This window comes from Citrobacter sp. wls717, assembly GCF_005280955.1.
GTDB lineage: Bacteria > Pseudomonadota > Gammaproteobacteria > Enterobacterales > Enterobacteriaceae > Citrobacter > Citrobacter werkmanii.
This window is the reverse complement of the sequence record NZ_SZWW01000001.1, coordinates 225788-248709: the sequence shown is the minus strand read 5'-3', so window position 1 is coordinate 248709 and position 22922 is coordinate 225788. Positions and strand designations below refer to the sequence as shown.

Here is a 22922-nt window from a genome sequence, read left to right as displayed (position 1 = left end):
AAAAAACCGGAGCACAAGGCTCCGGTTATTAGGTCATAACCCACGTTTATCGCTGTGGGTTTTCATCCTGGTCCACGGCGAAACAGGCCACCAGTTGACCGCCATAATCTTTCAACTGCGGCTGAAGCTGGGTACACGGACCAAAACGACGGCGGCAGCGGGCATTGAACGCGCAGCCCGGCGGCGGATTCAGCGGGCTCGGCAGCTCGCCGGTCAGCTTGATACGTTCGCGGCGGTCGTCCGGATTCAGACGTGGCGTGGCTGAAAGTAGCGCCTGGGTATACGGATGACGCGGATTATTGAAGATCTGATCCTTGGTCCCTTTTTCCACACAGCGGCCTAAATACATCACCATCACTTCATCGGCAATGTGCTCCACCACCGACAGGTCGTGCGAGATAAAAACGTAGGACAGTCCAAGATCCTGTTGTAAATCCATCATCAGATTCAGGACCTGCGCACGCACTGAAACGTCGAGCGCCGAGACCGGTTCGTCGGCAATCACCACGTCCGGGTCCAGCATCAGACCACGGGCAATGGCGATACGCTGACGCTGGCCGCCGGAGAACATATGCGGGTAACGATCGTAGTGCTCAGTTTTTAGCCCCACTTTCGCCATCATCGCCAGCGCTTTTTCACGCCGCTGCTCTTTGCTGAGCGTGGAGTTGATCAGCAACGGCTCTTCCAGAATCTGCCCCACTTTCTTACGGGGATTCAGGGAGCCGTACGGGTTCTGGAACACAATCTGGATTTTCTGCCGACGCAGCTTCTGCGCTTGCGGATCGTGCTTGAGCAGATCCTGCCCCTGGTAATACAACTCACCGCCAGTTGGAACTTCAATCATCGTCAACAGGCGGCCAAGCGTGGATTTTCCACAGCCGGACTCACCTACTACCGCCAGCGTTTTACCGCGTTCAAGAGTAAAGGAGACGCCGTCCAGCGCCTTCACCAGGCGCTCAGGGGAAAATAATCCCTTCTTTACCGGGTAGTGTTTTTTCAGATCGATAGCCTGCAACAGTGGCTGTTGCAAGGTGGCCTCATGCGTACTCATAGTGTGGGCCTCCCGGCATCATCAAGTGGGTAGTGGCATTTCGACTGACGACCGCCTTCCAGCAGATTCAGTTCAGGTTCTTCAGCGCGGCATTTGTCGGTTGCATACGGACAGCGCGGGTTCAGCAAACAGCCGTTCGGACGGTCATATTTACCTGGGACCACACCTGGCAACGAAGCCAGACGCGCTTTATCCTGCGCAAACTCTGGTAACGCACGTAGCAATGCCTGGGTATACGGATGACGCGGCGCGCGGAAAATATCCTGCGCAGCGCCAGTTTCCACGACCTGCCCGGCGTACATCACGATGATTTTGTGTGCCGCTTCCGCCACCAGCGCCAGGTCGTGGGTAATCAAAACCAGCGCCATATTCTCTTTTTGCTGCAACTCCAGCAGCAGCTCAATGATCTGCGCCTGAATGGTCACGTCCAGCGCCGTCGTCGGTTCGTCGGCAATTAGCAGCTTCGGACGACAGGCAATCGCCATCGCGATCATCACGCGCTGGCTCATCCCACCGGACAACTGGTGCGGATACACGTCCAGACGCGAGGCCGGATCGGGGATCCCCACCAACGTCAGCAGGTCAATCGCCCGCTGAACGCGCGTTTTTTTATTGCCGCCCTGATGCACCTTGATGGCTTCCATAATCTGATAGCCGACGGTGTAGCACGGGTTAAGGCTGGTCATCGGATCCTGGAAAATCATCGCCACTTCTGCACCGACTAACTGACGACGCTCTTTCTCAGAGATGCGCTTCAGGTCACGACCGTTAAACTCCAGATTTTCGGCCATCACGCGGCCAGGGTAATCAATCAACCCCATAATCGCCAGCGAACTGACAGACTTACCAGAGCCGGACTCCCCCACAATGCCAACCACTTCCCCCTGGTTCACACTGTAGCTAATGCGGTCTACGGCGCGGAACTCGGAGCCTACGTCGCCGAAGTGCACCGATAATTTATCTACATTTAATAACGCCATCTCGAACCTCTTACTGCTTCAGTTTGGGATCGAGCGCGTCACGCAGACCGTCACCCATCAGGTTAAATGCCAGCACCGTCAGCAGGATCGCCAGCCCCGGGAAGGTCACGACCCACCAGGCGCTTTGGGCAAACTGCAGAACGTCAGAGAGCATGGTGCCCCATTCCGGCGTAGGTGGCTGTGCGCCCATCCCCAGAAAGCCGAGGGCAGCCATATCGAGAATGGCGTTAGAGAAACCAAGCGATGCCTGAACAATCAGCGGCGCAAGACAGTTAGGCAAAATATTGACGAACATCTGGCGCATCGCACCGGCACCCGCCACGCGCGAAGCAGTAACGTAGTCGCGGTTGACTTCCACCAGCACGGCGGCGCGCGTCAGACGCACATAGTGCGGTAACGCCACGAACGTCAGCGCCAACGCGGCGTTGCCAATCGAAGGACCAAATACCGCCACCAGCACCAGCGCCAGTAACAGGCTCGGCAGCGCCAGCATGATATCGACCACGCGCATGATGACGTTATCGATAATCCCGCCAAAATAACCGGCGATCAACCCGAGAATTACGCCCATCAGCAGGGAGAGCACTACGACCAGACAGCCGACCAACAGCGACAGACGCGCGCCGTACATCAGACGCGAGAGTACATCGCGGCCCACATCGTCAGTACCAAACAGGTGCGCCATCGTGCCGCCTTCCTGCCACGCAGGCGGCGCCAGCAGCGCATCACGGAACTGCTCAGCCGGATTATACGGGGCGAGAACATTCGCAAAGACCGCAATCAGAATCATGATGACAACATAAACCAGCCCGACAACCGCGCCTTTATTACGCTTGAAATAGTGCCAGAACTCCTGCATCGGGGTCATTGGCACCGGTGCGGCAATAACTTTATTTTCAGTAACCTGTGACATGATGGCCCCTTACTTCTTATGACGAATACGCGGGTTCACCACGCCGTACAGCAGGTCTACCAGCAGGTTGACGAGAATAATCATCGTCGCGACCAGTAACACCCCGCCCTGCACTACCGGATAATCGCGGCGCTGTAGCGCATCGATCAGCCAGCGTCCCAGCCCAGGCCATGAGAAGATAGTCTCAGTCAGGATCGCCCCGGCCAGCAATGTCCCAACCTGCAGGCCGATAACGGTCACGACGGGCAGCATGGCGTTACGCAAAGCGTGAATAATGATGACGCGCATCCGGGTCAGACCTTTGGCACGGGCGGTACGAATGTAATCTTCACCCAGTACCTCCAGCATTGATGAACGGGTCATACGCACAATTACCGCCAGAGGAATGGTACCCAGCACCATCGCCGGCAGGATCATATGCGCCAGCGCATCAATAAAGTTACCCTCTTCGCCCCAGATGGCGGTATCTATCAGCATAAAACCGGTCAGCGGGTTGGAGTCATCAAGGAATACCATGTCGCTCACCCGGCCGGAAACCGGGGTCAGGTTTAACTGCACGGAAACCAGCATGATCAGCATCATGCCCCACCAGAAAATCGGCATAGAGTAACCGGTCAGCGCCAGGCCAACGGCGGTGTGATCGAAAATGGAGCCGCGCTTCACGGCAGCAAGTACCCCCACCGGAATACCTACTGCGACGGCGAAAATCATCGCGCAGACGCCGAGTTCCAGCGTGGCTTTAAAACGAGGCACGAACTCATCCCACACAGGTAAACGGCTTTTCAGCGAGATACCTAAGTCACCATGCATAACCCCCCAGATATAATGGAGGTACTGCTGCCACATCGGTTTATCCAAACCAAGTTCGGCCAGCAGTTGAGCATGACGCTCAGGGGAGATCCCACGCTCACCCGCCATGATCATTACCGGATCGCCGGGGATCATATGGACGAAGGCAAAAGTGAGAAGAGTGATACCGATAAACGTGGGGATGACGAGTCCCAAACGTCGGAGAATGAACTGCAACATAACCCGGATTCTCTCTAATGACGCACGGCCTGGAACCGTGAGTCTGTATTGCTCACAAATCTTATCCCACGCAAACTGCATCGCGGGTAAAGCATTACGCCGGATGGCGCTGCGCTTATCCGGCCTACACAACACCGGGGCGCAGCGCTTCCTTGATTGCTTTTAATTATTCGACAGAGACGTTTTCGAAGTGATGTTTGCCTAATGGATCAACCACATAGCCTTTAACTTCTTTACGCACTGGCTCGTACACGGTGGAGTGAGCAACAATCAGAGCCGGAGCCTGATCGTGCATAACAACCTGAGCTTGTTTGTACAGTTCGATACGCTTGTTGTGGTCGTCGGTGGCACGCGCCGGCTGGATCAAGTCTTCAAACGGCTTGTAGCACCAGCGAGAATAGTTGGAACCGTCTTTCGCTGCCGCACAGCTGAACAGGGTGGCGAAGAAGTTATCCGGATCCCCGTTGTCACCGGTCCAGCCCATCATGACGGCCTGATGCTCACCCGCTTTGGCGCGTTTCAGATACTCGCCCCACTCGTAGGTCACAATCTTGGCCTGAACGCCAATTTTCGCCCAGTCAGCCTGAACCATCTCCGCCATACGGCGTGCGTTCGGGTTGTACGGACGCTGTACCGGCATTGCCCACAGCTCAACGGTAAAGCCTTTGTCCTGACCGGCTTCTTTTAGCAGCGCTTTCGCTTTCTCAGGATCGTAACTGTAGTCTTTAATGTCATCGTTATAGCCCCACATAGTCGGTGGGATCAGGTTCTTCGCGGCCACGCCAGCGCCCTGATAAACGGCTTTGATGATCGCTTCTTTGTTTACCGCGTAAGTCAGCGCCTGACGAACTTTGACGTCATCAAACGGTTTCTTCTCGGTGTTGTAAGAGAGGTAGCCCACGTTCAGACCAGCCTGCTCCATCAGGTTGATGTTTTTATCCTGCTTCATGCGCGCGATGTCTGCCGGGTTTGGATACGGCATCACCTGGCACTCATTCTTCTGCAGTTTGGCGTAACGTACGGAAGCATCAGGCGTAATAGAGAAGACCAGACGGTCGATCTGCGGCTTAGTACCCCAGTAGCCCGGGAAAGCTTTATACAGAATACGGGAGTCTTTCTGGTATTGCTGCAGTTGGAACGGACCGGTACCAATTGGGTTGAGGTCTACTTTCTCCGGGGAACCGGCTTTCAGCATGTTGTCTGCGTATTCTTTAGAAAGAATAGAAGCGAAGTCCATCGCCAGATCGGCCAGGAAAGGAGCTTCCGGACGCGTCAGTACGAACTGAACGGTTTTATCGTCCACTTTTTTCACTTCGGAGATCAGATCTGGCAGACCCATCCCTTCGAAGTATTCATAACTGCCGCCAGAGACTTTGTGGTACGGGTTCTGGGCATTTTTCTGACGATCGAACGAGAACACCACGTCATCGGCGTTAAAATCGCGCGTCGGTTTGAAATCTTTATTGTCCTGCCACTTCACGCCCTGGCGCAGGTGGAAGGTGTAGGTTTTACCGTCTTCGCTGATTTCCCACTTCTCAGCAAGGCCCGGGATCACTTCGGTGGTACCGATTTTGAATTCAACCAGGCGATTATAGATCGGTACGGAGCTGGCATCATAGGTGGTGCCAGAGGTGAAAAGCTGCGGGTTAAAGCCTTCAGGAGATCCTTCTGAACAATAAACCAGAGTTTTTGCCTGTACGCTTGCTGCGACGGTCATGGCCACCAGGCTCAGACCAAGCTTCAGCATCCCTGACTTCTTCAAGGAAATACTCATTCTTCTGCTCCAAATGTGATGTTTGTTGTTTTACCCTTTGCAGTGGGTTTGCACCGCCTGGCCTTTTTTGTTTTTTACCCGGCCGGGTCGGCGTTAAGAGGATGGGGATTCCGTTCACATAAGCGACTGAGTTGCAGTGCGGATTCTCCATGAAATGCCCCTCATGCCCTACAATCTGTCAACAGAATGTGAAAACGTCAATACAGGTAACCGTGATTTACACCAACGGTGAGAATTGACAAACAAAGATTAAAAAAAGTGCAGACGGCTATTTTCAGCAGGGAAATTTGTGCTACGCGCTCTGTACCAGAATAAATATCTTAATATTTAGCAACATTTGGTGATTAACATTTATGCAAATTCTTAAAACTTTCTAAATTAATGCTGCATATCTGAGCGATTAATACCATGAACGTTAAAACGCACAGCGGAAAATGCCAGGTTCAGCCATAAGTAGCGCAAAAAAAGTTTCATGCAAATATAAAAAAAGGCAATGGAATATGTCACAGAATCGTTAACAGTCAGTGAGAAGTGGCGCACAATTTTTGTAGACAAAATGAAGGTCAAAGATGGGGTTGGAAACGCCATACACGCCGGGGTGAAACTGAGCCTGTAGGCCGGATAAGGCGTCCATGCCGCCATCCGCAATATCTCCAATATTGCCTGATGGCGCTGCGCTTATCAGGCCTACAAATGCAAAAAACCCTGCTCGTTGAGCAGGGTTTTGAATTTGGTCGGTGATAGAGGATTCGAACCTCCGACCCCTTCGTCCCGAACGAAGTGCGCTACCAGGCTGCGCCAATCACCGAATGCGGGGCGCATCTTACTGCTCAGCAGCGCGCCCGTCAATCCCTTAGCATCAAAATGGCATTTGATCGGCGAGAAAGTCAGCAGCCTCCGTTACTGGGCTGCAACCTTCTTCGCGTCCGGGATACGGCACCAGTTGTTATTCTCGTTAATACCGCCATTTGGCGAGGTATAACCAAGGCAACCTAAAATAGTGTCGTACAGCTCCACGTGACGACGCGGCACGTTCATATCCGCTTCTTGCTTCAGATGGGCGAACGCCTTCGCATGATCGGGGTCTTCCAGATACTTGTCAGACATCCACACCAGCATAGGAACGCGGAACTGCTCAGGCGGCGCCATTTTACGCGGCGTCCCGTGCAGGTGCTCACGCTCGTTAATTGACTCACCGTGATCGGCAGCGTAGAACACTATCGCTTTCTTATCGCGCAGTTGATCAAATACTTGAGTGATAAAGTGATCAACATAAGTTACCGAGTTATCGAATGAGTTGATCATCTCCGCTTTTGAGCAGCCGCTATCAACATTGACGCATTCCGGCTTCCACTGTGCATATTCACGGGTGTAGCGCTGCGTATAGTTAAAATGCGATCCTTTGGTATGCAGAATAATCAGGTGATTACTACCGTCATCGTTCTGCTGCAGAGACTGCTGCATCTCGGGAATCAACAGCATGTCATCAACGTTTTTGCCACGGTTACGCGGCTCAGCGCCGATCTGCTCACGGTAGGAGATATTCTCCGCCATGGTATTACTGTAAAACCACATCTCGCTTTGCATGGCGTAGAGATCTGTCTTGAACCCTAGCTGAGTAAGCACGGCGAAAACGTTTTGTTCTTTCAGCGTACGCTGCGGATTTTCTTCCGCCCCACCCTCACGGACAAACATGCAGCGCAGAGAAAGTTTGGTTGCCGTATCGCAGGAATATCCGCGGAATGCGGCCAGATTTTTCTCCTGGGCGAGCCTTGGCGTGGTATTTCGCTCATAGCCAAAAATTCCCATATGATCCCAGCGGGTCGTTTCCCCGATAATAAAGACCACATAGGTGTCGTCGAGGTTCTTCGGCGCAACATAGGTAAACTTTTTGGCCGGGTTCATCAGCGATTTGTTATCTGAAGACTCATCCACCTGCGCCCAGGCGTACAGGCCCAACGCTGAGAGCCAGTTTGACGGCAAATAAGAGTTCGCCACAACCCCGCCATAGCTGGGTAGATCGATGCCGGTTTCCCGTTCAACGCTTCTCTGTTGCATGCTCAACAGGCGAATCGGCACCCACACCATCAGGCCTGCCAGTAACACCACCGCCACGCTACGCCATCTCATGCCCGGGGTACGAATCTGTCTCATTAGCGTATAGCGGCAGCGGTTACTCCAAATAAGAACCAACGGCACAATACTGACTGAAACCAGCCACACGATAAAATGCCAGCCGACGACTTCTTTAGATAAATCAATATCCGTGGTCATGACGGAGGCAATAATACCGTAGCCAATTACCACGTTCAGGAAGGTCATATAATAACTGGCGCCGGCAGAACACAGCACCACAAAGGTTGCCAGCACACGCCAGACCCGGCGGCCGAATAAAGAGAGAAGACGTAATAAAAAGAAGGTCACCAGCACAGTGCCAGCTAATTCAACAACCGCAGAGAGTCCTTTCCAGACGGTGAATTCGTGCGCATATCCGCTAAAGCGACGGAAAAATACAGCACAGTTCATAAACAAACCGATATAGATTGCCAGCAAGAAACTGAGTTTCTGCTGCGTCATCGACTTAATGTATCTCATGCAAACAAACCCTGGGGATCGGGATAAAAACTCCCTGTGCAGCGGCCAAACAGACCTAACAGGGGAAAAATGCGACAACAGCAGAGGTGAAATCTACGGGCGCGGGTAAGTAGACCACAGGAGGGAAGAAAAGTGCTTATAGAGAATGCAAATGACGCATATATTTTTGTAAATATATGCGCCAGGTATTAATCAGGCTACTAATAGATTTAGGCGTGCGCCTCAGTATATACGCTACGTTGCGGCTGGCGAATAGTGGTGGAAAGTGCCAGCGAGATGATTAACAGCGCAAAGATAACGCAGAAGGTCACATAGAATCCGCCAAACAGCGAGGCGATAATGGAACCACAAATACTGCCGATACCGAAGCCCAGGTAAATAACCCCGTAGTTTTTAGCCAGGTTATTGAGACCAAAGAACTCACTCACCAGTGACGGGAACACGGTGATGGTGCCGCCAAAGTTAAATGCCACGCAGGCAATCGCCGCAAAGAACGTAACGTCATTGAGCGGGGCGAACAGCAGTGCCGCCATACCGACCAGCGAAACAACCTGACCAATGGTGATAACACGAATACGAGAGATTTTGTCGGACAGAATACCCAGTACCAGACGGCCTGACAGGTTAGCGATGGAGATGACGGTTACTGCATTTGCCGCCGTGGCTACATCCATATGCGCCAGGCTCTGTGCAATATCTTTCGCCACGCCAATTACATACAGCCCGCTCATACATGCAGTCAGGAACATCACGGCCAGCATCCAGTACTGTGGTTTACGCATGGACTGCGCCAGAGTGTAGTCGTTCTCGACCACGCCATTTTTCGCCTTCACTTCCTGATTCGGCGCATCTTTCATCAGCATGGAGCCAAAGACGATCATCACCAGCACAATTGCGCCCCAGATCATAAAGGTTTTTTCCAGACCCACGGTGCTGAGCAGTTGGCTGTCGATAAATTTAAAACCGAGGCTACCCAGGCCATAAGAGCCGATGGCAAAGGCGGAAATCAGCCCCTTACGCTCAGGGAACCATTTTACGCAGTTGGAAAGGGTTAACAGGTATCCTGCGCCATCCGCCAGGCCGACCAGTACACCGGCGCTCAACCACAGCATAATCAGGCTGTCAGAGTGGGCGGTTAAGAAGAAGCCGACGCCCAGTAAGATACCGGAGGCCATGGTGACGCGTTTCACGCCAAAACGTTCTTGCAGTTTTCCGGCGACGGAAGAAGAAATCGCCAACCCCAGGCTCAGCAAACCAAAGGAAAATGCAACCTGACTCACCGGCGCGTCCAGTTTAGAAGAGAGCGCGCCATTAAACAGGCTCCAGGTATAAACAGAACCTAAGGCAAATTGGGTAATGATGGTGCCGATCAGTGTCAGCCAACGGGTACGCTGATAATCAGAAGTTTTCATGGCAGTCTTCCTGCATAAGCAAAATGGGAAATTCTCTGCCAACAACCATACCGAAGCGCCATTTATACCAGGAAAAAACGGCATGAAATGCCGCCAGGACGGAATGAAATGCCTGGATTGCGGAATGAATGACGAGACAAAAAGTCGGGATACTGAATTTTATCGCAAGAGTTAGTACACACTATCGCTGGAAGGCGTGTGATTATTGATCCTAATATGTAACTAAGATGTATAACCAATGATTTCTTTCGTTAAAATTTAGCGCTAACCCCCATGGTGTACATATAGTCGCTATTGTTGGTACTGTTTTCTGCCTGAGAAAGTGCGGCGTAAGCCGCCATATGCGGGTTCAACAGCATATCCGCACCGACGGTAACATCCAGCCAGTTACCGTCCTGTCCTGCTGTCGTCATGCGGCTGAGGCCCGACTGCGCCTTCCAGATATTCTCGCCAAACTGTTGGTTATAGCTGATTTGCGCCCATGGACGCACATCACCGAACTGCGAATTGACTCGCCAGCCTAACGTGCTGACGCTGGCATGCCACAACGGATCGGTCGGTGTTATTGAGGTCGCGCTATCACCAAACTCGTTGTAGGTAGACGTGGTCGAGCCGTCATAATGTAAGGCGGCGACCGGTCCGGTCGTTACCTGTCTGGAAAGCGGAAAGTTCCAGCCCATACTCATGCCGCTGGTCGTATCCATCAGCGTCTGATCGGCCAGATTCACCACCGGACCCGCCACGTTCTGCGTAGAACGAATACGTTCCTCCAGAATGTCGTTATAACGTGGTTGGTGATCGCTGTCCCATGTATAACGTTCAGCCGTATGCCCTGACATCGCATCAACGATATATTCTTGTTGCCAGCCATATGCTGTATTGATGGACAGCGCACAAACTACGACGCTCGCCAGAGTTAACCTTTGGCGACCACTACTGTTTCTTATAATCATCAACGCGACTCCAGAAAAGAGCCGAATTCGGCGATATTATTGTCATTGTGTGTAGGAAATCGGGCCCATCAGGCCCTGTATTAAATATTGTCTTTTTAGCTGGCGCGTCAAGGCGGGCCGAATGAAATTTTTACGCCAGTAAAAACAGCGAGGAAGAATATGCAGCGTTGCGGATGGGTCAGCCAGGACCCACTTTACATTGCCTATCACGACAAGGAATGGGGCGTCCCCGAAACCGATGGCAAGAAGCTGTTTGAAATGATCTGCCTGGAAGGCCAGCAGGCGGGATTATCATGGATTACCGTACTGAAGAAACGGGAAAATTATCGCCACGCCTTCCACCATTTTGATCCGGAAAAAGTGGCAGCGATGACCGAAGAGGATGTGGAAAGGCTGGTACAGGATGCCGGCATTATTCGCCATCGCGGAAAAATTCAGGCCATTATCGGTAACGCTCGCGCCTTTCTGACCATGGCGCAAAACGGTGAACCGTTTAGCGAGTTTGTCTGGTCATTTGTTGATAACCAACCGCAAGTGACCTGCGCCGCCAACCTGAGCGATATCCCCACCTCAACGCCTGCGTCAGATGCTCTGTCTAAGGCATTAAAAAAACGCGGGTTTAAGTTTGTCGGCACCACCATCTGTTACTCCTTTATGCAGGCCTGTGGTCTGGTCAACGACCATATCACCAGTTGCATCTGTTACCCAGGGGCACAACATGATTCGTGAATCTAAAGCTGACGATCTGCCGTCAATTCTGGCGCTGTGGATGGAAAGCACGATCCATGCCCATCCGTTTATCGACGAATGCTACTGGCGCGAAAGTGAACCCGTCGTGCGTGATATATACCTGCCCGCCGCGCAAACCTGGGTGTGGGAAGAAGAAGGTGTACTCAAAGGCTTTGTCAGCGTGATTGACGAACGCTTTCTTGGCGCGTTGTTTGTCGCGCCAGCGGCCATCAGAAGCGGAATTGGCACAGCGCTGGTGCAGCATGTCCAGCAGCGCTTTTCCCTGCTCAGCCTGGAGGTCTACCAGAAGAATCAGTCAGCGGTAAACTTCTACCATGCGCTGGGTTTTCGCATTGAAGACGGCGCATGGCAGGAAGAGACTCACCACCCCACGTGGATTATGGGCTGGCAGGCGGATCAAACGCCGTAAGCGTCAGGGCGGGTCCATTGTATTTTTCGAGCCACGCCAGCGCAGTGTTGCCCGCGCAGCCATTCCCCAGCTTCGAGCTGGGGAGATCTTTGGTCAGCACGTTGACGGCGCCATTTTTACAAATACCACCGGCAGTAAGATCCAAATCAGGCCAGGCGCCTTCATGAATGCAGATGACGCCAGGTTTGATCCCTGTCGTCACGACTGCACCCGCCAGAATTTGCCCACGCGGGTTCCACACCCTCACCGTGTCGCCATGCTTAATACCACGAGCGTTGGCGTCCTGCGGATGGATCGTAACGGGCTCACGATCCGCCACCGCATACTGCTCACGCAACGCACTGTAATTCAACTGGCTGTGCAAACGGTGCGCCGGATGGGCGGAAAGCAGCTGTAACTGACCCGGCTCGGCGTTACCAAACCACTCATCAGGCGCCAGCCACATCGGGTGTCCCGCACAATCCGCATAGCCGTAACCCGCAATCTTCGCGGAGTAGATTTCAATTTTTCCGCTGTCCGTTTTCAGCGGATGCGCCTGTGGATCGCGGCGAAAATCCGCAAACCGAATAAATTGCGCGCTGGCGGGGTTTTCCGACATTTCGATCAGGGCGTTGCGCTGCCAAAACTCGGTAAAGGGCGGCAGAGTAACCTGCTGGCTGGCCCCGCGCTGCCCGGCAATATTATAAAAGGTCTCCAGCCACGCCAGCTCGCTTTTACCTTCGGTGAAGCGTTCATACCCGCCCTTTTCCCAGCGCTCGCTCAGTTCGGCAAAAACATCAAAATCATTGCGCGCCTCATACTGCGGCGGCACAACCTGCTTCATCGGCACCAGGTGCTGGTTGCTGTAATCACCCGTCATGGTGAGGTCGTTGCGCTCAAACGAGGTGGTCGCCGGTAATACGATATCGGCATGCTTTGCTGCGGCGGTCCAGAAACACTCCGAGATAACCACCAGCTCCGGTTTTTGCCAGGCGCGAATCAGACGGTTGGTGTCCTGGTGATGAGTAAAGTTGGCCCCGCCGGCCCACCACAACATGCGGATGTCCGGGAAATGCCGGTCCATTCCATTGTGCTGGTAAAAACCCCCGGGGTTCTCCAGCGCTTCGACAATTCGCGCCACCGGGATTTTATCCACCGCGTCGGTGCCGCCTTTAACGCTGCCCTGCATTGAAGCCAATACAGCGGCACGACGCGTTGGGTTACCGCCGTTGGCAAAATGGTACGACAGCCCAAAGCCACCGCCAGGCGTGCCGATTTGCCCGAGCATGGCGGCCAGGGTGACAATCATCCAGTGTTTCTGCTCGCCATACTGTTGGCGCTGCATCCCCCACCCCGCCATCAGCATGGTGGTGTTTTGGTGAAATATCGCCGCCAGTTCGCGTATTTTTTCCGCTGTTATCCCACAAATTTCAGCAGCCCACTCTGCCGTTTTTGCGACATTGTCAGTTTTACCCAGCAGATAGTCGGCAAAGCGGTCATAACCGGTGGTACAGCGGGCGAGAAAGTCCGCGTCGTGCCAGCCGTTTTCCACCAGCGTATGCGCGATGCCCAGCATCAGCGCCACGTCGGTTCCCATATGCGGGGCGATCCATTCCATCTTATCGCCAAAGAAATCCACGCTTTCCGATCGCATCGGATCGATACAGATCAAACGTTTGCCGCTATCACGCAATGCCTCGAAGTAAACGAGACCCTGTTCGTCGGAAGCATTCCAGGCAATCTTCAGGGTATTCAGCGGATTGGCGCTCCATAACACCACCACATCGCTGTGTTCCAGCACGACAGGCCAGCTGGTCTGTTGCTGGTAAACTTCGTTACCGCCCACCACGTACGGCATGATGGCCTGCGCGGCGCCCGTGGAGTAATCCCCCAGATGCCCGGTATACCCCCCCGCCAACGCCATGTAGCGCTGTAACAGGGTCGCGGCTTTATGTAACACACCGTTGGAGCGCCAGCCGTAGGAACCAGCGAAAATCGAGGCCGGGCCATAGCTGTCACGGATGCGTTTATGCTGCGTATGGATAAGCGTCAGCGCGTCATCCCAACTGACGCGAACAAACTCATCCTGCCCGCGCACGCCTTGTGGGTTTTCCGGCGAGACGAGGAAGCCTTTACGTACCATCGGAAAACGTACCCGCGTTTTACTGTGTACCTGGTCACGCACCACAGTTTGCAAAGAGTTGGGATGAGTGGTGGGCAATGCGCCACGGGAGGAGAAAACGGTCTCGCCATCGGTTTCGACGCGAATAGGTCCCCAGTGGGCGGCGGTTAACACTGAGTAGTGTGCGGGTGAATTAGCCAAGATGGCGCTCCTGAATACGATGTGGCGGCTTATTTATTCTGCCGTTCAATGTTACTTACAAATTTCAGAGTCTTCCCTGGAATTTTCTTCATGTTCACACGTCATAATCAACCGCCACCGTCGCTGTGGCAAAGAAGAATAAGTCATTAAGGAATTGAGATGAAGAAACGTGTTTTTGTTATTGCTGCCATCGTGAGCGGCGCCCTGGCGGTTTCTGGCTGCACAACAAACCCTTACACCGGCGAGCGCGAAGCGGGTAAATCCGGCATTGGCGCAGGCATTGGCTCTCTGGTCGGCGCGGGTATTGGCGCACTCTCTTCTTCGAAGAAAGATCGTGGCAAGGGCGCACTGATTGGCGCAGCGGCTGGCGCGGCCGTTGGCGGTGGTATCGGCTATTACATGGATGTGCAGGAAGCAAAACTGCGCGAAAAAATGCAGGGAACTGGCGTCAGCGTGACGCGTAGTGGCGATAACATCATTCTGAACATGCCAAACAACGTCACCTTCGACAGCAGTAGCGCTAACCTGAAACCTGCCGGGGCTAACACCCTGACCGGCGTGGCCATGGTCCTGAAAGAGTACAATAAAACCGCGGTTAACGTGCTGGGCTTCACCGACAGCACCGGCAGCCAAGATCTGAATATGCGTCTGTCGCAGCAGCGTGCGGACTCCGTCGCCAGCGCCTTGATCACTCAAGGGGTCGCAGCTAACCGTATCCGCACTCAGGGTATGGGTCCGGCAAACCCAATCGCCAGCAACAGCACGGCGGAAGGTAAGGCGCAGAACCGCCGCGTAGAGATCACCTTAAGCCCGATCCAGTAACGTTTTGAGCCGGAGACAGGGTGCGCCCGATCCGGCATGAAGCACTTGCCATCGTTGATTTTCGCGTTAAGGTGTTGTCACCAAATTCAGGGAAATCAGCGATGAGCAAATCAACACGGGCAACCATCAGCGATGTGGCGAAAGCCGCAAAAACCGGCAAGACCAGCATTTCACGCTACCTCAACGGTGAAAAGCACCTGCTTTCCGACGCGCTGCTGGCCCGCATTGAACAAGCCATTGCCGATCTCGACTACCGACCCAGCCTGATGGCACGCGGCCTGAAACACGGTCGCACCCGCCTGATTGGCCTGATCATCGCCGATATTACCAACCCCTACTCCGTCAACGTATTAAGCGGAATTGAAGCCGCCTGTCGCGATAAAGGCTTTACCCCGCTGGTGTGTAACACCAACAATGAAGTGGATCAGGAGTTGCACTATCTTGACCTGTTGCGCAGTTACCAGGTCGAAGGGATTGTGGTCAACGCCGTTGGGATGCGTGAAGAGGGGCTGAACCGCCTGCAACAGTCTGCGCTACCGATGGTACTAATTGATCGTAAAATACCTGATTTCGCCTGTGATATGGTCGGACTGGATAACACCCAGGCCGCAACGATTGCCACGGAACACCTGCTTGAACAAGGCTTTGAAGCCATTCTGTTTCTCAGCGAACCACTCGGCATGGTGAATACCCGCCGCGAACGTTTGAGCGCCTTTCGCGCCACGCTCGCACGCTACCCCGGCGTTATCGCGCAAAATGCCGAAGTTCCGCTAACGGACAATGCGCAACTGGATGACACGCTGCGCCAGTTCCACCAGCAGCATCGAGGCATGCGCAAAGCCGTTATCTCCGCCAACGGCGCCCTCACGCTACAGGTTGCCCGCGCCCTGAAGCGCATTGGCCTCAACTGGGGCAGCGATATCGGCCTGCTCGGGTTTGACGAGCTGGAATGGGCCGAGCTGGCGGGTGTCGGCATTACCACGCTGAAACAACCCACCTGGCAGATTGGCTACACCGCCGTGGAACAGGTTGTACGCCGGATCGATGGCGGTTCTGATGCCATTCAGGAGCAGGTTTTCTCTGGTGAACTGATCGTGCGCGGATCTACCGCCCGTTAAATTTCCTTCGTGATGGTGATCATAAATTCAGCATCATGGGCTTTTCTTTGGAACCGGTTCCATTTAGCGTTATAGCAAGAACGCTGGTTATGGAGTTTCCATGAAAAGAAAAATTATGGTGGTCACCGCCGCCTACGGCTATGAGCAGGTCCGCGCTGCGGGTGGACAAACCGCCATGCTGCCCATCATTGCTGAAGCCGGTGCTGACGGCGTCGAAATTCGCCGCGAGATGTTAACTGACACCGAACTCACCACACTGTCAACGATGGCCTCAGCGATCGAAATCTTCGGCCTGCTGGCCTGTTATTCAGCGCCTGAGCCGCTGTTCCTTGAGGACGGTAACCTCAATCCCCGTCTTCCGGCGTTACTCGCGGAAGCGCAGGCCCTGCAAGCGCTGTGGTTAAAAGTCTCCCTTGGTCATTTTTCCCATACCGGCCAGTTCGACGTTTTACGTACATGGCTGGCTGACAGCGGGATGGAGCTGGTTGTCGAAAACGATCAGACCGCCTGCGGACGCCTGCAGTCGATGCAGTGCTTTAACGAAGCCTGTCAGGCGCAAAACCTGCCGATCTCTCTGACCTTTGATATGGGCAACTGGCTGTGGGTTGGCGACTCCCCGGAAGAGGCGGCGAAAAACCTGGCGCCAACCGTGGGATACATCCATGTCAAAGCCGCGGTTACACATCGCGACAGCTACCGCGCAGTGCCGCCTGATGCCGCCGAACCGCGCTGGCTGGCGCTGTTAAAAACGCTGCCTGACGATGTTCCGCGCGGCATCGAGTTTCCCCTGGAAGGGCAGGATTTGACGGCGGTTACCCGCCATTACGTCGAGCTGTTACGCGAGGAGTAACGCATGAAGAATTCACTGGATGTGGTCACCATTGGTGAAGCGATGGCGATGTTTGTCGCCACGCAAACCGGCGACCTGGCGGATGTAGAGCAATTTATCAAGCGCGTGGCAGGCGCTGAACTCAACGTGGCGACCGGTCTTGCTCGCTTGGGTCTGAATGTCGGCTGGGTAAGCCGCGTAGGTAACGACAGTTTTGGCCGTTTTATTATTAAGTCGCTGGAAAAAGAAGGGATTAATGCGCAGGGAGTCACCCAGGATGAGCGCTTCGCTACCGGCTTTCAGCTCAAATCTAAGGTCGAAAATGGAACCGATCCCATTGTGGAGTACTTCCGTAAAGGGTCCGCAGCCAGCCATCTCAGTATTGAGGATTACCACGAGAACTATTTTGCCAGCGCACGTCACTTGCACCTGAGCGGCGTGGCAGCCGCGCTTTCCGCCAGCTCCTATGAACTTCTGGCGCATACCGCCCGCACGCTGAAAGCCCAAGGGAAAACCATCTCCTTTGACCCGAATTTGCGTCCGGTGCTGTGGAAAAGCGAAGCCGAGATGGTGGAAAAACTGAACCGGCTGGCATTCCAGGCTGACTGGGTTTTGCCAGGTCTAAAAGAGGGAATGATTCTCACTGGACAACAAACACCTGAAGCCATCGCCGACTTTTATCTGCGCCATGGGGTGAAGGCAGTCATTATCAAAACCGGGGCAGATGGTGCCTGGTACAAAACCGCCAGCGGCGAGCACGGCTGCGTCGCACCGGTAAAAGTCGACAACGTGGTTGATACGGTCGGCGCAGGAGATGGCTTTGCCGTGGGCGTGATCAGCGCTCTGCTGGAAGGCCGCTCGCTGCATCAGGCGGTGACCCGCGGCAATAAAATTGGCGCACTGGCCATTCAGGTTCAGGGCGACAGCGAAGGATTACCCACACGTGAACAATTAGGGGAATAACCCCCCGGCCAACTCTGTACCCTACATACAGAGGCGGTGTATCAGCATAATCATAGGGCAGTCTATGAATAGCTCAACCAATGCAGCAAAACGCTGGTGGTACATCATGCCAATCGTGTTTATCACGTATAGCCTGGCGTACCTTGACCGCGCGAACTTCAGCTTCGCCTCCGCCGCAGGCATTAACGAGGATCTCGGCATTACCAAAGGGATCTCTTCCCTGCTGGGCGCTCTGTTTTTCCTTGGCTATTTCTTCTTCCAGATCCCGGGCGCAATTTACGCCGAGCGTCGCAGCGTACGAAAATTGATTTTTATCTGCCTGATCCTGTGGGGGGCTTGCGCCTCGTTAACCGGGATGGTCAGCAATATTCCGATGCTGGCCGCTATCCGCTTTATTCTTGGTGTCGTTGAAGCTGCCGTGATGCCCGCAATGCTGATTTACATCAGCAACTGGTTTACGAAATCCGAGCGTTCACGCGCTAACACCTTCTTAATCCTCGGTAACCCGGTGACTGTCTTATGGATGTCCGTCGTTTCCGGTTATCTCATTCAGGCGCTGGGCTGGCGGGAAATGTTCATCATCGAGGGCTTCCCGGCCATCATCTGGGCGTTCTGCTGGTGGGTACTGGTAAAAGATAAACCGTCTCAGGTCGGCTGGCTGTCGGAATCCGAAAAAGCTGCGCTTCAGGCCCAACTGGAACAAGAGCAACAAGGGATCAAAGCCGTGCGTAACTACGGTGAGGCCTTCCGCTCACGTAACGTCATCCTGCTGTGTATGCAGTATTTCGCCTGGAGTATTGGCGTCTACGGTTTTGTGCTGTGGCTGCCGTCCATCATTCGCAACGGTGGTGCAAATCTGGGGATGGTGGAAGTTGGCTGGCTGTCATCCGTACCGTATCTGGCGGCGACGGCAGCGATGATTCTCGTCTCCTGGGCCTCTGATAAACTGCAAAATCGTAAGCTGTTTGTCTGGCCGCTGTTACTGATTGCCGCTTTCGCCTTTATCGGCTCCTGGGCCGTTGGTGCAGATCACTTCTGGGTGTCCTACACGCTGTTAGTTATCGCGGGCGCGGCAATGTACGCCCCATATGGTCCCTTCTTCGCCATCATTCCTGAAATGCTGCCGCGCAACGTGGCCGGTGGCGCCATGGCGCTGATTAACAGCATGGGCGCATTAGGCTCATTCTTTGGTTCCTGGTTTGTCGGCTACCTCAATGGCGCAACCGGCAGCCCATCCGCCTCGTACATTTTTATGGGGGTAGCGCTTTTTGCCTCAGTATGGCTAACTCTCATTGTTAAGCCTGCTAATAATCAACAGCTACCTGTTGGCGCACGCCACGCTTAAATTTTAACTTACGGAGATCCGCATGAAGCCGTCCATTATTCTCTATAAAGCGTTACCTGACGATTTACTGCATCGCCTGGAAGAGCATTTTACTGTGACTTCTGTACCGAACCTGCGCCCGGAAACGGTCGCACAGCACGCCGAGGCCTTTGCCAACGCCGAAGGCCTGCTGGGCTCCAGTGAAGCCGTCAATACCGCGCTGTTGGAGAAAATGCCCAGGCTGCGAGCGACATCCACAATTTCCGTAGGCTATGACAACTTCGATGTCGATGCCCTTAATGCGCGTAAGGTGCTGTTGATGCATACGCCAACCGTACTAACGGAAACCGTCGCCGACACGGTGATGGCGCTGATGTTAAGCACCGCTCGCCGTGTGGTGGAAGTTGCTGAACGGGTTAAGTCTGGCGAATGGACCAAAAGTATCGGGCCGGACTGGTTTGGTACGGATGTCCACCACAAAACGCTGGGAATTGTCGGCATGGGTCGTATTGGGCTCGCGCTGGCGCAGCGTGCGCATTTCGGCTTTAGCATGCCGATTCTCTATAACGCCCGCCGTCATCATCACGAAGCGGAAGAACGCTTCAACGCGCGTTACTGCGATCTCGACACACTGTTGCAGGAGTCTGATTTTGTCTGCCTGATCCTGCCATTAACCAACGAAACACATCATCTGTTCAGTAGCGAGCAGTTTGCCAAAATGAAGTCTTCCGCCATTTTCATTAATGCCGGACGTGGCCCGGTGGTCGATGAAAAAGCGTTGATTAGCGCTCTGCAAAACGGCGACATTCATGCCGCAGGTCTGGATGTATTTGAGCAGGAGCCAGTAGCGACAGACTCTCCGCTGCTGTCACTGCCCAATGTGGTGGCCGTGCCGCACATCGGTTCCGCCACGCACGAAACGCGCTATAACATGGCGGCCTGCGCGGTGGATAACTTAATCGATGCGCTGCAAGGAAGAGTGGAGAAGAACTGCGTCAACCCGCAGGTCGCGCAATAAACAAAAGGCCGGGTAGTGTTTACGCTTACCCGGCCTCGCATGTATTACAGTACTCTTTTACTGAGTGGCATTCACCGCAGCAGTCCAGGCTTGAGTAAACGCCTGATGCTGAGCAGCCAACGGGCCAATCAGCGTGTTGTACTGACTTGCCTGTTGTGAGGTTGGGAACTGGATACCGTTGGCGACAAAGCTCACCTGCGTATCCTGTTGCGCCACAAAATCACCGACCTGCACCAGTTGCTGCGTGAAGATTTGCGCGGCAGGGATCAGTGGCTGTAACGCCTCTGAAGGCGCAGTGACGACTTTATTGTAGACCTGATCAAAGACCGGCTTGAGATCCTCGCCCTGTTTCAGCGCGCCATGCGCAGCATCTGCCTGCAGTTTCGCATTCTGCAACTGTTGCCCTAACACACCCAGTGCGCCATTTGCCTGACGCAGCGGTTCACGCTGAGTCACATAATCCTGAGGAACACGAATCGCATTTACGCTATCAACGACCGGGCGCAGACCGGAGTCCATCGCCTGATTAATCTGTTGAGAATAGCCATACAGAATCGCGTAATCGGACACAAACGGGCCAAACTGTTTTTTCTGATCGGCGGTCAGCGTTGGTAAACGCTCCCCGCTACGCATTGCAGTATTCTGCAGAAAATCGATAAACGCTTTGCGCTGATCGCCTTCTTTATCAAAACACCCACTCAGGCCAACTACCATTAAGAGCGCCAAAACAGGCGCAAACCAGCGAGAGCAGGACTTACCTGTCGCCATTTTAATACTCCTTTCACCCAAAAATGCGCACAACGACACCCGCGTGCCAGACGTTGACAAGGATAGTCCAGGTCAAGCTCGCAAGATACCCTTTCCGCGTAATCTTGTGAGGGAAAATAACCGCTCCCGCCCCCCTTTTTTTTGCTAAACAATGCGCCATTCAGTACCCAGGGTCATATTTTCATCATCTTTACAATCGGGAGCGATCGTTCGGAGATCGCGACCTTAATCAGTTTGTTAGCCTGTAAAGGCTTGTCGCTCATACTCTGCTGAAACGAATCCATCACGCAAACCTTAGATCCGACTTCATTTTTTCCGACTACTCTTAAGGAGCTTCGATGAAATTCACGATCCCGCTGTGTGATTTATAGGAGTTCTCAATGGAATACAAAGATCCAATGTTTGAACTGCTGAGCAGTCTGGAGCAGATTGTTTTTAAAGATGTATCGCAGACAGTTACTCTGACGCAAAAAACCAACCCTTTCACCGAATTTGAACAGCTACGACGAGGGACAGGTTTAAAAACAGATGATTTTGCCCGAGTGATGGGCGTGACGGTCGCGATGGTGCATGAATGGGAGTCTAAACGCGTAAAGCCTTCCACTACCGAATTGAAGTTGATGCGCCTGATCCAGGCCGATCCGAGATTAAGTAAGCAGTTGATGGATTGAACTATTTTTTAATTTTGCTGAAGAACGGTCCGGTAAAAGGGCCGTTCCCTTACGGAGGGTATCCACAAATAAGAAAATAGTAGTTGCATCCACAGGCGTAAAATGAGTTAATGCTCTCAACGGTTTGACGTACAGACCATTACAGCAGTTTAGTAAGGCAAGTCCCTTCAAGAGTTATCATTGATACCCCTCGTAGTGAGCATTTCCTTTACTGTTAAAAAATCTGTAGAGCACGCCATATCGCCGAAAGGCACACTTATTTTTTAAAAGGTAATACACTATGTCCGGTAAAATGACTGGTATCGTAAAATGGTTCAACGCTGATAAAGGTTTCGGCTTCATCACTCCTGACGATGGCTCTAAAGACGTGTTCGTACACTTCTCTGCTATCCAGAACGATGGCTACAAATCTCTGGACGAAGGTCAGAAAGTTTCCTTCACCATCGAAAGCGGCGCTAAAGGCCCGGCAGCTGGCAACGTAACCAGCCTGTAAGCTTAAAAAGCTCAAAATTCTGAATCCCTGCCAAACGGCGGGGATTTTTTTTACCTGTATTTCGCAATACATCCCACCGAAACGCGTCTTTGCATTACTTTACCCGCCGTACCTTTGACCTTTCCCTAAGGGCAAGCTTTATAGTGAGCCAGTCTGTATTCCATAATGTTCACAAGGAATTGAAGCTATGTCGAAATCCTCACTGCTGCTGGTTTTAGGTTTGCTCACAACGGGTACTGCATTCGCGGCGACCCCGGAAGCCACTTTTCTGGCGGAACATGGACTCAGCGGTAAATCCGTTGAGCAAATCGTAGAGACTATTGACCAGTCGCCGCAGAGTCGCCCGTTGCCTTACTCAGCGTCTGTCACCAGCGCCGCGCTGAAACTCTCTTCTGGCGATCAGGTTTATACCCTGCCGCTCGGTGACAAATTCTACCTGTCATTTGCCCCCTATGAATGGCAAACACACCCTTGCTTCAACCATAGTCTGTCTGGCTGCCAGGGCGAAATGCCGGAGAAGACATTCAATGTCAAAGTGACGGACAGTAAGGGAGAGGTCGTAGTACAAAAAGCGATGAAGAGCGGTCGAAACGGCTTCGTCGGGGTATGGCTACCGCGCAATATGGAAGGCACCATCGCAGTAAACTACAACGGTAAATCAGCCGAGTATCCCATTAAGACTATGGAAGACAGCCAGACCTGCCTGACTAAGTTGCAGTTGCGCTAACAACATAAAAAAATGCCGGAT

General features: G+C 53.3%; 22 protein-coding genes and 1 tRNA gene. 12 read left to right on the top strand and 11 right to left on the bottom strand.

Annotated features, from left to right (window positions below; translation table 11 throughout):
* Positions 1–46: 46 nt before the first annotated feature.
* The 8 genes from dppF to FDX09_RS01155 all read right to left on the bottom strand — a co-directional run bounded on the left by dppF (position 47) and on the right by FDX09_RS01155 (position 9754).
* Positions 47–1051, bottom strand: a complete 1005-nt coding sequence (dppF, locus tag FDX09_RS01195; protein WP_038635143.1) for a dipeptide ABC transporter ATP-binding subunit DppF — start codon at positions 1049–1051, stop codon at positions 47–49.
* Positions 1048–2031, bottom strand: coding sequence for a dipeptide ABC transporter ATP-binding protein (dppD, locus tag FDX09_RS01190; RefSeq protein WP_087857187.1), 984 nt, complete (start codon positions 2029–2031; stop codon positions 1048–1050). The genes dppF and dppD overlap by 4 nt, the downstream gene beginning before the upstream one ends.
* Positions 2032–2041: 10 nt before the next feature.
* Entirely contained in the window at positions 2042–2944 is a 903-nt protein-coding gene (gene dppC, locus FDX09_RS01185; protein WP_042311715.1) for a dipeptide ABC transporter permease DppC, read from the bottom strand.
* A 9-nt stretch (positions 2945–2953) separates the two neighbouring features.
* Positions 2954–3973 (bottom strand): dipeptide ABC transporter permease DppB, encoded by a 1020-nt coding sequence (gene dppB, locus FDX09_RS01180; RefSeq protein ID WP_032940634.1) that lies wholly within the window; start codon positions 3971–3973, stop codon positions 2954–2956.
* A 166-nt stretch (positions 3974–4139) separates the two neighbouring features.
* The gene (gene dppA / locus FDX09_RS01170) at positions 4140–5747 is read right to left on the bottom strand and encodes a dipeptide ABC transporter periplasmic-binding protein DppA (RefSeq protein WP_038635147.1); all 1608 of its coding nucleotides are present in this window, start codon (positions 5745–5747) and stop codon (positions 4140–4142) included.
* Between the two features lie 731 nt (positions 5748–6478).
* Positions 6479–6555, bottom strand: a tRNA-Pro gene (locus tag FDX09_RS01165).
* 92 nt (positions 6556–6647) lie between these two features.
* Positions 6648–8342, bottom strand: coding sequence for a kdo(2)-lipid A phosphoethanolamine 7''-transferase (eptB, locus tag FDX09_RS01160; RefSeq protein ID WP_137346674.1), 1695 nt, complete (start codon positions 8340–8342; stop codon positions 6648–6650).
* A gap of 209 nt (positions 8343–8551) precedes the next feature.
* Entirely contained in the window at positions 8552–9754 is a 1203-nt protein-coding gene (locus FDX09_RS01155) for an MFS transporter (protein ID WP_038635150.1), read from the bottom strand.
* On the opposite strand from FDX09_RS01155, the gene FDX09_RS23630 reads away from it, so the two are divergent.
* Positions 9753–9929 carry a hypothetical protein gene (locus FDX09_RS23630; protein WP_159121630.1) on the top strand — a complete coding sequence of 59 codons (177 nt, stop codon included), beginning with the start codon at positions 9753–9755 and terminating at the stop codon, positions 9927–9929. The genes FDX09_RS01155 and FDX09_RS23630 overlap by 2 nt on opposite strands.
* Positions 9930–10005: 76 nt before the next feature.
* Here FDX09_RS23630 and FDX09_RS01150 read toward each other — a convergent pair whose 3' ends face one another.
* Positions 10006–10707, bottom strand: coding sequence for an autotransporter outer membrane beta-barrel domain-containing protein (locus FDX09_RS01150; RefSeq protein WP_038635151.1), 702 nt, complete (start codon positions 10705–10707; stop codon positions 10006–10008).
* 159 nt (positions 10708–10866) lie between these two features.
* Here FDX09_RS01150 and tag point away from each other — a divergent pair, with 159 nt between their 5' ends.
* Together tag and FDX09_RS01140 are read left to right on the top strand one after the other, a co-directional pair.
* Positions 10867–11436, top strand: a complete 570-nt coding sequence (gene tag, locus FDX09_RS01145; RefSeq protein WP_038635153.1) for a DNA-3-methyladenine glycosylase I — start codon at positions 10867–10869, stop codon at positions 11434–11436.
* On the top strand, positions 11426–11866 hold the full coding sequence (locus FDX09_RS01140; protein ID WP_038635163.1) for an N-acetyltransferase: 441 nt from the start codon (positions 11426–11428) through the stop codon (positions 11864–11866). Before tag ends, FDX09_RS01140 begins: the two co-directional genes overlap by 11 nt.
* Here the strand turns inward: FDX09_RS01140 and FDX09_RS01135 are convergent.
* A complete protein-coding gene (locus FDX09_RS01135; RefSeq protein ID WP_137346673.1) occupies positions 11835–14168 on the bottom strand; it encodes a molybdopterin guanine dinucleotide-containing S/N-oxide reductase in 2334 nt (777 codons plus the stop codon). The genes FDX09_RS01140 and FDX09_RS01135 overlap by 32 nt on opposite strands.
* 159 nt (positions 14169–14327) lie before the next feature.
* Between FDX09_RS01135 and FDX09_RS01130 the strand changes: the two genes are divergently transcribed.
* The 6 genes from FDX09_RS01130 to ghrB all read left to right on the top strand — a co-directional run bounded on the left by FDX09_RS01130 (position 14328) and on the right by ghrB (position 20242).
* Positions 14328–14990, top strand: a complete 663-nt coding sequence (locus FDX09_RS01130) for an OmpA family lipoprotein (protein ID WP_003827397.1) — start codon at positions 14328–14330, stop codon at positions 14988–14990.
* 101 nt (positions 14991–15091) lie between these two features.
* Positions 15092–16108: a LacI family DNA-binding transcriptional regulator gene (locus FDX09_RS01125; protein WP_038635169.1), complete on the top strand. Its 1017-nt coding sequence runs from the start codon at positions 15092–15094 to the stop codon at positions 16106–16108.
* Positions 16109–16208: 100 nt separating this feature from the next.
* Positions 16209–16958 (top strand): sugar phosphate isomerase/epimerase, encoded by a 750-nt coding sequence (locus tag FDX09_RS01120; protein ID WP_137346672.1) that lies wholly within the window; start codon positions 16209–16211, stop codon positions 16956–16958.
* A gap of 3 nt (positions 16959–16961) precedes the next feature.
* Entirely contained in the window at positions 16962–17900 is a 939-nt protein-coding gene (locus tag FDX09_RS01115; RefSeq protein ID WP_137346671.1) for a sugar kinase, read from the top strand.
* Between the two features lie 64 nt (positions 17901–17964).
* On the top strand, positions 17965–19245 hold the full coding sequence (locus FDX09_RS01110; protein ID WP_137346670.1) for an MFS transporter: 1281 nt from the start codon (positions 17965–17967) through the stop codon (positions 19243–19245).
* A gap of 22 nt (positions 19246–19267) precedes the next feature.
* On the top strand, positions 19268–20242 hold the full coding sequence (gene ghrB / locus FDX09_RS01105) for a glyoxylate/hydroxypyruvate reductase GhrB (protein ID WP_038635185.1): 975 nt from the start codon (positions 19268–19270) through the stop codon (positions 20240–20242).
* Positions 20243–20299: 57 nt separating this feature from the next.
* On the opposite strand, the gene FDX09_RS01100 is transcribed toward ghrB, so the two are convergent.
* Positions 20300–21010 (bottom strand): DUF3053 domain-containing protein, encoded by a 711-nt coding sequence (locus FDX09_RS01100; protein ID WP_038635187.1) that lies wholly within the window; start codon positions 21008–21010, stop codon positions 20300–20302.
* A gap of 380 nt (positions 21011–21390) precedes the next feature.
* Between FDX09_RS01100 and FDX09_RS01095 the strand changes: the two genes are divergently transcribed.
* From FDX09_RS01095 to cueP, 3 genes are all read left to right on the top strand, one after another.
* On the top strand, positions 21391–21681 hold the full coding sequence (locus tag FDX09_RS01095) for an HTH-type transcriptional regulator (RefSeq protein WP_003024273.1): 291 nt from the start codon (positions 21391–21393) through the stop codon (positions 21679–21681).
* A 280-nt stretch (positions 21682–21961) separates the two neighbouring features.
* On the top strand, positions 21962–22174 hold the full coding sequence (cspA, locus tag FDX09_RS01090) for an RNA chaperone/antiterminator CspA (protein WP_000014594.1): 213 nt from the start codon (positions 21962–21964) through the stop codon (positions 22172–22174).
* A gap of 187 nt (positions 22175–22361) precedes the next feature.
* Positions 22362–22901 (top strand): copper-binding periplasmic metallochaperone CueP, encoded by a 540-nt coding sequence (cueP, locus tag FDX09_RS01085; RefSeq protein WP_121529685.1) that lies wholly within the window; start codon positions 22362–22364, stop codon positions 22899–22901.
* Positions 22902–22922: the final 21 nt, after the last annotated feature.

Excerpts from the sequence above, each read along its gene's own strand:
- FDX09_RS01110 (WP_137346670.1), top strand. The coding sequence starts at position 17,965 with ATGAATAGCTCAACCAATGCAGCAAAACGCTGGTGGTACATCATGCCA.
- eptB (WP_137346674.1), bottom strand. The coding sequence starts at position 8,342 with ATGAGATACATTAAGTCGATGACGCAGCAGAAACTCAGTTTCTTGCTG.
- FDX09_RS01115 (WP_137346671.1), top strand. The coding sequence starts at position 16,962 with ATGAAGAATTCACTGGATGTGGTCACCATTGGTGAAGCGATGGCGATG.
- cueP (WP_121529685.1), top strand. The coding sequence starts at position 22,362 with ATGTCGAAATCCTCACTGCTGCTGGTTTTAGGTTTGCTCACAACGGGT.
- cspA (WP_000014594.1), top strand. The coding sequence starts at position 21,962 with ATGTCCGGTAAAATGACTGGTATCGTAAAATGGTTCAACGCTGATAAA.
- FDX09_RS01140 (WP_038635163.1), top strand. The coding sequence starts at position 11,426 with ATGATTCGTGAATCTAAAGCTGACGATCTGCCGTCAATTCTGGCGCTG.
- dppB (WP_032940634.1), bottom strand. The coding sequence starts at position 3,973 with ATGTTGCAGTTCATTCTCCGACGTTTGGGACTCGTCATCCCCACGTTT.
- dppD (WP_087857187.1), bottom strand. The coding sequence starts at position 2,031 with ATGGCGTTATTAAATGTAGATAAATTATCGGTGCACTTCGGCGACGTA.
- FDX09_RS01130 (WP_003827397.1), top strand. The coding sequence starts at position 14,328 with ATGAAGAAACGTGTTTTTGTTATTGCTGCCATCGTGAGCGGCGCCCTG.
- tag (WP_038635153.1), top strand. The coding sequence starts at position 10,867 with ATGCAGCGTTGCGGATGGGTCAGCCAGGACCCACTTTACATTGCCTAT.
- dppA (WP_038635147.1), bottom strand. The coding sequence starts at position 5,747 with ATGAGTATTTCCTTGAAGAAGTCAGGGATGCTGAAGCTTGGTCTGAGC.
- FDX09_RS01100 (WP_038635187.1), bottom strand. The coding sequence starts at position 21,010 with ATGGCGACAGGTAAGTCCTGCTCTCGCTGGTTTGCGCCTGTTTTGGCG.
- FDX09_RS01155 (WP_038635150.1), bottom strand. The coding sequence starts at position 9,754 with ATGAAAACTTCTGATTATCAGCGTACCCGTTGGCTGACACTGATCGGC.
- dppC (WP_042311715.1), bottom strand. The coding sequence starts at position 2,944 with ATGTCACAGGTTACTGAAAATAAAGTTATTGCCGCACCGGTGCCAATG.
- FDX09_RS01150 (WP_038635151.1), bottom strand. The coding sequence starts at position 10,707 with ATGATTATAAGAAACAGTAGTGGTCGCCAAAGGTTAACTCTGGCGAGC.
- dppF (WP_038635143.1), bottom strand. The coding sequence starts at position 1,051 with ATGAGTACGCATGAGGCCACCTTGCAACAGCCACTGTTGCAGGCTATC.
- ghrB (WP_038635185.1), top strand. The coding sequence starts at position 19,268 with ATGAAGCCGTCCATTATTCTCTATAAAGCGTTACCTGACGATTTACTG.
- FDX09_RS01120 (WP_137346672.1), top strand. The coding sequence starts at position 16,209 with ATGAAAAGAAAAATTATGGTGGTCACCGCCGCCTACGGCTATGAGCAG.
- FDX09_RS23630 (WP_159121630.1), top strand. The coding sequence starts at position 9,753 with ATGGCAGTCTTCCTGCATAAGCAAAATGGGAAATTCTCTGCCAACAAC.
- FDX09_RS01125 (WP_038635169.1), top strand. The coding sequence starts at position 15,092 with ATGAGCAAATCAACACGGGCAACCATCAGCGATGTGGCGAAAGCCGCA.
- FDX09_RS01095 (WP_003024273.1), top strand. The coding sequence starts at position 21,391 with ATGGAATACAAAGATCCAATGTTTGAACTGCTGAGCAGTCTGGAGCAG.